The following is an 11,447-nucleotide window of genomic DNA, read 5'->3' on the forward strand; positions in this document are numbered from 1 at the left end:
GATCGCTGTCCGTCTACTTCACCGCCCCCATGGCCAGACCGCGGACCAGCCGCTTCTGGGCGACCCAACCCGCGATGATCACCGGCAACACCGCGATCGTCGAGGCTGCCGACAGGACGGCCAGGAACTGGCCGCGGCCGTCGACGAAGCTGCCCAGGAAGGGCGGCGTCGTACGGGCCACGACGGCGGTCAGCAGGTTGACCAGGAAGTATTCGTTCCAGGCGAAGATGAAGCAGATCAATGCCGCTGCCGCGGCTCCGGGCGCGACGATCGGCAACGACACCCGCCACAGTTCACGGCTGTAGGACGCGCCGTCGATCTGGGCCGCCTCGACGACGGCATAAGGCACCTCGGCGAAGAACGATCGCATCATCCAGATCGCCAGCGGCAGATTCATCCCCAGATAGAGCACGCCGAGCGCCCACAGGTTGTCCAGCAGTCCGAGCACCCGCAGCAACAGGAAGACCGGGATGATCGACGCGGCAACGGGCATGAACTTGGTGCTGATGAAGAAGAACAGCAGGTCCCGCCAGCGGCCGACCCGACGGACCGAGAGCGCGTACGCCGCTGGTATCGCCAGCAGCATCACCACCACGGTCGACCCGACCGCGAGCGCGGCCGAGTTGGCGAGGTAGAGACCCATCCCGCGTTCGAACACCGCGGCGTAGCGGTCGAAGGAGAGCTGGGTGATGAAGCTCGGCGGGAACTGCGCCGCGGCGGCTTCACTCTTGAAGCTGGTGAACACCATCCACAACACCGGGAAGAAGAACAGGAAGACGAGTACCCAGGTGATGCCGGTGACGATCACGCCCCGGATCTTGCGTGGGGTGAACCGGCTGCTGCCCGAACGCCTGATCGGAGCCGTTGTCGACTCGCCGGCGGCTGCGGTCTCGACGGCGGTGCTCATCGTCCGCCACCTCCTTCTTCGGTGAAGACCTTGAACAGGGTGCGCAGAGCGACCGTGGTGACCGCGATCGTGACGATCACGGTGACCACACCGTAGGCGGCAGCCTCGCCGACCTGCTGGCCGATGAAGGCTCGTTCATAGAGCAGGTAGGGCAGGGTCTTGGAGTTGCCGGCGCCCTTGGTCATGATGTTCACCGGGTCGAAGACCTGGATCATCAACACGGTGCCGAGCAGGGTGGCCAACTCCGCGTAGGTGCGCAGATGCGGCAACGTCATGCTGCGGAAGATCCGCAACGGTCCGGCGCCGTCGACATTCGCCGCCTCGAGCACCTCGGCGGACTGGGACTGCAGTCCGGCCAGCAGGATCAGCATCATGAACGGCGTGTACTGCCAGGTCAGCACGAACATGATCGTCATCCCCGGGTGATCGGTGTTCCAAGCCACCGGCGGGATGTTGATCAGGCCGAGCGCCCAGTTGATCATGCCGACGTTGGCGTCCAGCAACGACCATTTCCAGATCAGTGCCGAGGCGGCCGGCATCACCAGGAACGGAGTGATCAACAGCGTGCGGGCAACGGCCTGACCGTGGAACTTGCGGTCCAGCAGGACTGCGAACAACAGACCGAGTGCGAGCGAGACGATCACCGCCGAGCCGACGATCACCACCGTGTTCAACAGCGCCGGCAGGAAGGCACCGTTGCGGACCACGGCGACGTAATTGTCGAACCAGGCAAAGGATCTGGCGCCGGGCCGGGCCAGATTCCAGTTCTGGAAGGAATAGAAGATCGTGATCAGGAACGGCACCTGGGTGACGACGATCGCGACGATGAAGGCCGGCAGCACCAGCTTGCGGGCGAACTTCCGTTCGCCCTGCTCCTGGCCGGTCAGCTTGATCTCCTTCTTGCGGGTCGCCTTGGCGCTGCCCGCATCCAGGGCGGCCGTGGTCATCGCGTTGCCTCCCTCTTCTGTACGTCGCCGGCGATCTGGGCGATGTCCTGGCCCTTGGCCAAGGCTTCGTCGACGGTCTGCCGACCGGCCAGTGCGTCGGCGATCTCCTGCGAGGTCTGGTTTCCGACGTCCTGGAACTCGGGGATGCCGACGAACTGGATGCCGGTCCACGGTTGCGGCTCGAGGCCGGGCTGAGTCGGATTGACCTTGCTCAGTGTTTCGGCCGTGATGCCGGCGAACGCCGAACTCGCCTTCTTGTACTGCGGATTCTCATACAGCGACTGGCGGGTCCCCGGTGGCACCCGGGTCCAGCCGAACTTGTCGGCAACCAGCTGCTGGTAGTCCTTCGAGGTGGCCCACTTGACGAACTCCCAGGCCGCATCCTTGTGCTGGGACTCGGCGTTGATCGCCAGGTTCCACGACCACAGCCAACCGGCTTCCTCGGTCTTGTCGGTCGGCGCGGCGACGTAGCCGACCTTGCCGGCAACCGGGCTGCCGTCGGCCTCCAGCGTGCCGGCGGCGGAGGTCGCGTCGTACCACATCGCCGCCCGACCCTGCTGGAACAGGTTCAGGCATTCGGTGAAGCCGAACGAGGCGGGGTCGCGTTCGCCGGATTTGAGGATGGTGTCGACGTAGAACTGGACGCCGTCGGTGAATCCGGGCTTGTCGACCTGGGCGTCCCAGTTGGTGTTGAACCACTGGCCGCCGAAGGTGTTCACCACCGTGGTCAGCGGAGCGAACATCTCGCCCCAGCCGGGCTTGCCGCGCAGGCAGATGCCGGCGCGGTCGTCGGCCGGCTTCTTCACCTTGGCTGCCAGGTCGGCGACCTGCTGCCAGGTCGGATGGTCCGGCATCGTCAGCCCGGCCTTCTCGAACAGGTCCTTGCGATACATCAGGAACGAGGACTCGCCGTAGAACGGGGCGGCATACAAACGATCGTTGTAGGTCGAGCTGGCCCGGACCGGTGGGAAGAAGTCTTCGACGTCGTAGCTGCTGTCGGCCGTGGTCCGGTCGGTGATGTCGGTGAGCCATTTGTTCTTGGCCCAGATCGGGACCTCGTAGGCACCGACCGTCATCACGTCGTACTGGCCGCCGCGGGTCGCCACGTCCTTGGTGGTGGCGTTGCGGAGGTCGTTCTCCTCCATCATGATCACGTTGACCCTGATGTTGGGATGGGTCCGATTGAACTCGGGGAGCAACTGGGCCAGGTCCTGCATCTGCGGATTGTTGACACTGGCCAGCGTGATCGTGGTGACGCCCGGCTTGTTGCCGAGGTTGCCGAAACCCGCGCAGCCGGAGACGGACAGCGCCAGGCAGAGTGCGATCGCTACCGCGAGGACGCCGGGGCGTCTTCGGGGTGGTCGGGGGATCCTGCGGCCGTTCGGTCGACGGGTGATCATGGCGGCCCCTTCTCGTTCCAGACCTCCGCGGTGAGGTGTGAACTTCCGTGCGAACGGACAGTACTTGACACTCTAATGCCCGGTCCAGAGGGAAAACGGTTCAAATCGAGAGAATTTCTGCCCGATTCGGACACTGTGGTGCCCGGATGTGTGAAAATCTCGCGTGAGGAGGGCGTCATGGCAAAGGGCCCGCAGCGCGGCGGGGCGATGTATCCGCCGCAGCGTCAGCGAGCGATCACCGACATCCTGCTGGAACAGCGATCGCGGTCGGCGGGCGTGACCATGATCGCTGAGCGGCTGCAGGTGGCGACCGAGACCGTTCGCCGGGATCTGGAGGTGTTGGTCCGACGTGGCCTGGTCCGTCGGGTCCGTGGCGGGGCCGAGCTGGTCGAGTCGGTGCCGTTCGAGCAGGCTCTCGCCGCCCGTCATGCCGACCAGCGGGCGGAGAAGCAGCTGATCGCCGCGGCGGTGATCGAGGAGCTTCCACCGGACGGCGTGGTGGTGATCGATTCGGGCTCGCTGACCTATGTCGTCGCCTCCCGGGTGCCGGCGGACCGGCCGCTGACGATCGTCACCAACAACCTGCCCGCCGCCGCGTTGTTGATCAACCGTCCGGCCCTGACGGTGATCACGCTGCCCGGGATGATCCGTGGCCTGACCCAGGCCTCCGTGGACGGCTGGACGACACGTCGGCTGGAGCGCCTGAGCGCGGACCTCGCGATCGTCGGCGTGAACGGTCTGTCGCCCGGGCTCGGGTTGACCACGACCAATCCCGAGGAGGCGGCGGTCAAACGGGCGATGCTGCTGTGTGCCCGCCGTCGGTTGGTCCCGGTGGTGTCGGCGAAACTCGGTCGCAACTCCTTCTGCAGCTTTGCCGCGGTGCAGGAGGTCGACACCGTCGTCACCGACGACGGTGCCGACGCCGAACTGCTGGCCGAGCTGCGGGCGAACGGGCCCGAGGTACGGGTCGTGCCGATGCGGTGACCGTCCGATCACGGGGTGCGGTTTGCCAGTAATGCCGGTGTGGCAGGAGGATTGGGCGGTGACTGAGAAGCGGTACGGCGGCGACGACTCCTCCGAGGGTAGATCCGGCGACGGGCGACAGGGTCGCCCGGGCGGGCGGTCCGGAGGTCCCTCGTCGGGCCGGCCGACCGGTGGTGCCGGCGGACGGGGTTCTGACGGAGGGGGTTCCGATGGACGGGGCTCCGGCGGGCGGCGACCCGGGCGCGGGGCCGCTGGACAGGGCTCCGGTGGACGGGGTTCCGGCGGACGGGGCGGCACCGGACGCGGAAGTAGCGGTCGTCAAAACGGCCGCGACGCCGGAGGACGCGGCGGGGCCGGGCGGGACTCGGGTGGACGAAGTGGCGGTCGTGCCGACTGGGATTCCGGTCGGGGAGGCGGCCGAGGTCGTAACGGCAGCAGCGCCGGCAACAACAGGCACGGCGACAACAGATCCGGCGATGACAGATCCAGGGACAACAGATCCAGGGACAACGGAGCCGGACGCGGCTGGCGCAGCGACGATTCGCGAGCGGACGGCGCCGGGCGTTCGGGCCGGGCTGGTGGCAGGGACGGTTCAGGCTGGTCCGGCAGGGGTCGGGGTGACTCGGTCCGCGGTGGTTCCGGTCGCGGTGGTTCGGGCCGAGGTTACGGGGAGCGCGGGCGCGGAGAGCGTGACGGCAGGGGTCGTGATGGCGGCGACCGCAGCCGCGGTGCGCGGACCCGGGGTGCCGGAGACCGGGCGCCGTCTGCGGATCGGGGTGAACGCCGTACTCCGCCGGGACTGCAGCCCAAGGGTGTCGAACCGACGATCCCGGCGGGCACAGACATCCGCCGGCTGGACCGCGGTGTCCGAGCCGAACTGCGCAGCCTGCCCAAGGACCTTGCCGAGATCGTTGCCGGCCATCTGTTGCTGGCCGGCGAGCTGGTCGACGAGAATCCCGAACTCGCCTACGCCCATGCCGAGGCAGCGCGGCGACGGGCAGCACGACTGCCGATCGTCCGTGAAGGGGCCGCGGAGACGGCGTACGCGGCCGGCAAATACGACGTCGCTCTCGGAGAGTACCGGGCATTGCGTCGGATGACCGGTGCCGCGGAGTACCTGCCGGTGATGGCCGACTGCGAACGAGCGCTCGGCCGTCCGCAGCAGGCGTTGCGGCTCCTCCGCGAAGCGGCCGGACAGCCGATGGAACCGGCGTCCTCGGTCGAGGCGAAGATCGTCGAGGCCGGTGCCCGGGACGATCTCGGTCAGACGGCCGAGGCGGCCCGGCTGTTGCGGGCGACCATCGCCGAGGTGGCCGGCAACCGGCCGCCGTCGCGTGCGATGCGACTCCCGGTCGCCCGGCTGCGCTACGCGCTGGCCGACGTCCTGTTGACCCTGGGCAACCGGGCCGACGCCTACGTCGAGTTCGTCCGGGCGGCCGGGTTGGACGACCAGGGCGACACCGACGCCCAGGAACGGGTGGACGAGCTGGACGGGATGAACATCGAGTTCGACGACTCCGACGACGAGTCCGGTCACGACGACGAGTCCGGACCCGATCACGAATCCGGGTTGGCGGATGGGGCAGGGCTCGACGTCGACGAGCCTGACACCGCTGAACGGACCGATACCGACGACACCTACCGATGATGAAGGAACGCCCGTGCTGATCGACCGCTATGACGCCGCCCTGTTCGATCTGGACGGCGTGCTCTACCTCGGGCCGGATCCGGTCGTGGGTGCACCGGAGGCTGTCGATCGACTCCAGCAGCTCGGCATCCGGGTCGGCTTCGTCACCAACAATGCGGCCCGGACACCGAAGGCGGTGGCCGATCAGTTGCGCAGCTTCGGCATCGGCTGCGACGAGGCCGACGTCGTCACCTCCGCGCAGGCCGGGGTGCGGGAACTCGTCGACCGCTTCGGCGCCGGTGTGCCGGTACTGATGGTCGGTGGCGAAGGGCTGCGGGTCGCGCTGGACGAGGCAGGTCTGGTCGCCGTCGACAGCGCCGACGACAACCCGGTCGCGGTGATCCAGGGCTACTACCCCGAACTCAGCTGGCAGATGATCACCGAGGCGGCGCTGGCGATCCGGCGGGGCGCCACCTGGGTCGCGACCAACACCGATCCGACGCGGCCGACCGAACGCGGATTGGTCCCGGGCAACGGGGCAGCGGTGGCCGCCGTCCGAACGGCAGTGGACACCGATCCGATCGTCGCGGGCAAGCCGTACCGGCCGCTGATGGAAGAAACGGTGCGCCGGCTGTCCGCCGACCGGCCGATCTTCGTCGGCGATCGGATCGACACCGACATCGCCGGTGCCGGCAATCTCGACATGGACAGCATGCTGGTGCTGACCGGCTCGCACGGCCCGGTCCAGCTGTTCTCCGCAGTCGGGATCGAACGACCGACCCATCTCGGTCGCGATGCGGGTGCCCTGCTGCAGCCCGAACGGATCACCAGGCAGACCGGAGAGGAACGGATCGCCGTCGGGGGGATCGAGGCCTACGTCGAGCGCCAGCAGCTGATGCTGTCCCGCGAGCCGAAGGACGAGGAGTTGCTGGACGCGACCTGGGCGGCGACCAAGTTGGCCTGGCAGTGCGCCGACGCCGAACTGCCGGTCGGAGGCCTCGACCTGGCGGTTCAGCTGGCCAATCGGCTGCAGACGGCCGGCTGATCGCCGCAGCGACCGCTGTCGCCGTTACGCTGACTCCAGAACACCTGGGGTGGCAGCGCTGCGCCCCGAGGTCGAACCCGACGGCATGTTCGACGAGAGGCGCCCGATGAACAGCGACGATTCTCCGACCGACCGCACGTCCACCCGTCGTACCGGGGCGGGCGCGGCTCGGCCGGGCCTGCCCCGAGCAGCGGTGAACGCTCCCAACCTGTCGGCGTTGGCCGAGGTCTTCGGTGCCGCGATCGACGGTGCCTCCCGGATGACCCGGGAACGGGCCCGTGAGCTGGCCGAGAAGATGCTCAGCCAGACCGGCTTGGACAATATCGATCTGAGCAGGATGGATCTCAGCAAGGTCGATCCGCGCAAGGTCGATCTCGGTGAGGCCGCATCCGAGGCCGGTGCACGGATCAATCAGCTCGCCGAAGAGATCATGGCTGCCCGCAAGGCCAACCGCGAACTGCTGCAGCGAACCGTGGCCGCCGAACTGGACAAGACCCTGGACAGGTCCCTGACCCGGCTCGGTCTTGCTCGTGCCGAGGAAGTCACCGCGTTGCGGGACGAGGTAGCCGGGCTGCGCGCAGACCTTGCCGAACTCAAGATCAACAGCACCCGCCCGGCCGCGAAGGCGCCGTCATCGACGGCCAAGAAGACGGCGGCCAAGAAGACCACTGCGAAGAAGACCGCGACCAAGACGACCCCGGCCAAGGCGAGCGCAGTCAAGAAGACAGCAGCGAAGACCGCAACCGGACCGGCCGGAGCGAAGAAGGCGGCCAAGAAGACGGCGAAGAAGGCAGGCTGACCGATGACCGAGGAATTCCCCGAAACCGAACCGGTCGAAACCGATCCGGCACGTCAGCCGGAGGGTGGCGCTGTCGATCATCCGGACAGCAGCCTGCCGCGGACCGGTGAGCCGGTCGTCGACCAGGCGTTGGACGGATTGCAGGATCTGGACGACGCTCCGCTGGACGAGCGTCATGATCGACTGGCCCGGGTGCACGAGGATCTCCATCGCGCGCTGAACTCTGAATGACCGAGCCGGCATGACGGCCCCGTCTGGCAGGAGCCGACTCGACGTTGCGTTGGCCCGGCGCGGTCTGGCCAGATCTCGCAGCCATGCCCGTGAACTGATCGACGCCGGCACGGTGCTGGTCAACGAATCCGTTGCCAGCAAGGCGTCGTTGCCGGTGGAATCGGACGATCGGCTGGCGCTGGTACGTGACGACCCGTACGTGTCGCGGGCGGCGTACAAGTTGATCGGGGCGCTGGATGATCTTGCCGTCGAGGTACCGGCCCGGGTGCTGGACGCCGGTGCGTCCACCGGCGGATTCAGCCAGGTGCTGCTGGAGCGCGGCTGTCGACAGCTGTACGCGATCGACGTCGGTCATGATCAACTCCACCCGCGGGTGTCGGCCGACCCGCGGGTGATCGCGTACGAGGGGTTGAATCTGCGTGATCTCGATCCGGCGATCACCGACGGGCCGGTCGACCTGGTGGTGGCCGATGTGTCCTTCATCTCGCTCACCCTGCTGCTCGATCGGCTGATCGCAGTGCTGGGCCCGGACGGCAGTCTGCTGACCATGATCAAACCGCAGTTCGAGGTCGGCCGGGAACTGCTCGGTAAGGGTGGGGTGGTTCGCTCCGACGCCTCCCGACGGGCCGGTGTCGCAGCCGTCGTCGACCGCGCCGCGGAACTCGGTTGGCACCCGCAGACTGCCGCGCGGAGCAGGCTCCCGGGGCCCGCCGGCAATATCGAATACTTCGTACTGTTCGGCACCGACCGAACCGAAGTCGACGTGCTCGCAGCCTTGTTCGCCGGCTGTTGATCGTCGGTGCCGGCCGACTGGCGCCTATGCTGTCCCCGTGTTGGGCCAAGCAGAACGACGGATCGCCGTCCTCACCCATACCGGGCGGGACGAGGCGATCAAGGCGGCCAGTCGACTGATCTCCGGTCTCGGCGCCGCCGGAATCGTCTGCGTGCTGCCCCAGGCCGACATCGCCCAGTTGCGATTGTCGACCGGTGACGCGTTGATCGAGGTGCTGCCCGAGGCCGATCCGATCATCGGCCTGGACACCCCGGACGTGCCGGAGATCGAGTTGATCGTGGTGCTCGGCGGTGACGGCACGATCCTGCGGGCCGCGGAATGGGTGTTGGCCTCCGACGTCCCGCTGCTCGGCGTCAATCTCGGACACGTCGGATTCCTGGCCGAGGCGGAGTCCAGCGAGATCGACCTGATCGTGGACACCATCGTCAACCGCACCTTCCGGGTGGAGGAACGGTCGACGATCGACGTCCGGATCCTGCCGCCCGGCGACGAGGGCGGCGACCCGCTGTGGTCCTCGTTCGCGATCAACGAGGTGACCATCGAGAAGGCAGCCCGGGAGCGGATGCTCGAACTGATGGTCGAGATCGACGGCCGGCCGCTGTCCCGCTGGTCCTGCGACGGCGTCCTGGTGTCCACCCCGACCGGTTCGACGGCGTACGCATTCTCCGCCGGCGGGCCGGTGATCTGGCCCGGCGTGGATGCGATGCAGGTGGTGCCGTTGAGCGCCCATGCCCTCTTCGCCCGACCGATGGTGCTCAGCCCGAAGTCCCGGGTGATGATCGAGATGCTGGACGGGATGGCCCCCGAGGCGGTCGTCTGGTGCGACGGCCGGCGATCGACCGTGTTGCAACGCGGAATGCGGGTCGAAGTGGTGCAGGGTCGACATCGACTGCGGTTGGCCAGACTGTCCGAGGCCCCCTTCACCGACCGGCTGGTGCACAAGTTCGGACTCCGGGTCGAGGGGTGGCGGGGCAAGAGAGAGGACTAGACACTCATGCTGTCGGAGTTGCGGATCACCGATCTGGGCGTGATCAACGAAGCGACCCTCGACCTCGATGCCGGACTGACCGTCGTGACCGGTGAGACCGGTGCCGGGAAGACCATGATCGTCAGCAGCATCGGTCTGCTGCTCGGCGGCAAGACCGATGCCGGGGTGGTCCGCAACGGTGCCGACCGGGCCCGGGTGGAGGGCGTCTTCCGGATCGCCGACGATGCTCTGGCCGAGCAGGTCACCGAGGCCGGTGGCAGCATCGAGGACGGCGACCTGCTTGTTGCCCGGCACATCACCGCGGCCGGGCGCAGCCGTGCCTATCTGGGCGGGGCCCAGGTGACCGCGGCGTTGTGCGGTGAGCTGACCGGCGAGCTGGTCGCCGTCCACGGCCAGTCCGAGCAGGTCCGGCTGAGTCGGGCCGATCGGCAGCGGGAGATCCTGGACCGGTTCGCCGGGCCGAAACTGGCCAAGCTGCTGACCTCGTACGGCGCCGACTACGCCGAGCACCGGCGGGCCACCGCCGAACTGCAGGAGCTGCGCAGCAACGCCCAGCAACGGGCCCGGGAGATCGACCTGCTGCGGTTCGGGCTGGACGAGATCTCCGCGGTCGACCCGCAGCCGGGGGAGGACGATGCCCTGGCATCGGAGGCCACCCGGCTGCAGGCCGCCGACGACCTGCGGCTGACCGCGACGTCGGCGATGGTGGCGATCGCCGGGGACGACGACGATCCGACCGGTGCCGCCGGTGCGCTGTCCGCGCTCGGAGTGGCCCGCAAGGCCGCCGAACAGCTGGCCGGACTGGACGCCGACGCGCGGGAATTGTCCGGCCGGGTGAACGAGGTCGACTTCCTGCTCAGCGATGTGGCCGCTGACCTGAGCCGCTACCTGGACGGCCTGGAGGTCGAGCCCGGACGGCTCGAACAGATCGCCGCCCGGCGTTCCGAACTCGCCGGGCTGACCCGCAAGTACGGCGACACCGTGGATCAGGTGCTGGCCTGGGGAGCCGATGCCGCCCGGCAACTGTCCGAGCTGGAGACCGGTGACGACCGGATCGAGGACCTGACGGCCGAGATCGCGACGTTGGACGCTCGGCTCACCGATCAGGCGGGCAGGATCAGCAAGCAGCGCAGGGCAGCGGCCAAGAAGCTGGCCACCGCCGTGCTCACCGAACTGTCGGCGCTGGCGATGCCGCATGCCCGGCTCGAATTCGCCGTCCAGCCGGCCGACCGCGGACCCTACGGCGCCGACCAGGTCGACCTGCTGTTCAGCGCCAACCCGGGCACCGAGCCGCGCCCGCTGGCCCGGACCGCCTCCGGCGGTGAACTGTCCCGGGTCCGGCTGGCCCTGGAAGTCGTGCTGGCCGGCCAGGACGCGCGGGGCGGGGCAGACACCAGCGCCTTCGTGTTCGACGAGGTGGACGCCGGGGTCGGCGGCAAGGTGGCCGTCGAGATCGGCCGCCGGCTGGCCACCCTGGCCGAGCACGCCCAGGTGATCGTGGTCACCCACCTGGCACAGGTCGCCGCCTTCGCCGATCGGCACTACGTGGTCGCCAAGGCCAGCGACGGCCAGGTCACCACCAGCGGTGTGACCCACGTCGTCGACGGCCAGCGGTCCGCCGAGCTGGCCCGGATGATGGCCGGGCTGGACGAGACCGAGACCTCGATCGCGCATGCCGAGGAACTGTTGGCGCTGGCCGCCTCGCACCGCGCCGGCTGAGCCCGAG

General features: G+C 68.3%; 11 protein-coding genes. 8 read left to right on the forward strand and 3 right to left on the reverse strand.

Annotated elements, in window-relative coordinates; translation table 11 throughout:
- Window positions 1-13 precede the first annotated feature (13 nt).
- The 3 genes from BLU38_RS21420 to BLU38_RS21430 are packed head-to-tail and all read right to left on the reverse strand — an operon-like array spanning window position 14 to window position 3,254.
- Entirely contained in the window at window positions 14-907 is an 894-nt protein-coding gene (locus BLU38_RS21420) for a carbohydrate ABC transporter permease (RefSeq protein WP_091527433.1), read from the reverse strand.
- The gene (locus BLU38_RS21425; RefSeq protein WP_091527434.1) at window positions 904-1,854 is read right to left on the reverse strand and encodes a carbohydrate ABC transporter permease; all 951 of its coding nucleotides are present in this window, start codon (window positions 1,852-1,854) and stop codon (window positions 904-906) included. Before BLU38_RS21425 ends, BLU38_RS21420 begins: the two co-directional genes overlap by 4 nt.
- On the reverse strand, window positions 1,851-3,254 hold the full coding sequence (locus BLU38_RS21430) for an ABC transporter substrate-binding protein (protein ID WP_091527435.1): 1,404 nt from the start codon (window positions 3,252-3,254) through the stop codon (window positions 1,851-1,853). Before BLU38_RS21430 ends, BLU38_RS21425 begins: the two co-directional genes overlap by 4 nt.
- Window positions 3,255-3,431: 177 nt before the next feature.
- On the opposite strand from BLU38_RS21430, the gene BLU38_RS21435 reads away from it, so the two are divergent.
- The 8 genes from BLU38_RS21435 to recN all read left to right on the forward strand — a co-directional run bounded on the left by BLU38_RS21435 (window position 3,432) and on the right by recN (window position 11,440).
- A complete protein-coding gene (locus tag BLU38_RS21435; RefSeq protein WP_172836196.1) occupies window positions 3,432-4,238 on the forward strand; it encodes a DeoR/GlpR family DNA-binding transcription regulator in 807 nt (268 codons plus the stop codon).
- 925 nt (window positions 4,239-5,163) lie between these two features.
- Window positions 5,164-5,886, forward strand: a complete 723-nt coding sequence (locus BLU38_RS21445; protein ID WP_091527438.1) for a hypothetical protein — start codon at window positions 5,164-5,166, stop codon at window positions 5,884-5,886.
- A gap of 13 nt (window positions 5,887-5,899) precedes the next feature.
- Complete coding sequence (locus BLU38_RS21450; protein ID WP_157683603.1) at window positions 5,900-6,910, forward strand: HAD-IIA family hydrolase; 1,011 nt, start codon at window positions 5,900-5,902, stop codon at window positions 6,908-6,910.
- A gap of 49 nt (window positions 6,911-6,959) precedes the next feature.
- Window positions 6,960-7,709 carry a hypothetical protein gene (locus BLU38_RS21455; protein WP_231919970.1) on the forward strand — a complete coding sequence of 250 codons (750 nt, stop codon included), beginning with the start codon at window positions 6,960-6,962 and terminating at the stop codon, window positions 7,707-7,709.
- A 3-nt stretch (window positions 7,710-7,712) separates the two neighbouring features.
- Complete coding sequence (locus tag BLU38_RS21460) at window positions 7,713-7,940, forward strand: hypothetical protein (protein WP_091527440.1); 228 nt, start codon at window positions 7,713-7,715, stop codon at window positions 7,938-7,940.
- Window positions 7,941-7,950: 10 nt separating this feature from the next.
- Window positions 7,951-8,733, forward strand: a complete 783-nt coding sequence (locus BLU38_RS21465) for a TlyA family RNA methyltransferase (RefSeq protein WP_091527441.1) — start codon at window positions 7,951-7,953, stop codon at window positions 8,731-8,733.
- A gap of 37 nt (window positions 8,734-8,770) precedes the next feature.
- Window positions 8,771-9,721: an NAD kinase gene (locus tag BLU38_RS21470; RefSeq protein WP_231919971.1), complete on the forward strand. Its 951-nt coding sequence runs from the start codon at window positions 8,771-8,773 to the stop codon at window positions 9,719-9,721.
- Between the two features lie 6 nt (window positions 9,722-9,727).
- Window positions 9,728-11,440, forward strand: coding sequence for a DNA repair protein RecN (gene recN, locus BLU38_RS21475; protein ID WP_091527442.1), 1,713 nt, complete (start codon window positions 9,728-9,730; stop codon window positions 11,438-11,440).
- The last annotated feature ends 7 nt before the right edge of the window (window positions 11,441-11,447 follow it).

It is taken from the genome of Microlunatus soli (assembly GCF_900105385.1).
GTDB lineage: Bacteria > Actinomycetota > Actinomycetes > Propionibacteriales > Propionibacteriaceae > Microlunatus > Microlunatus soli.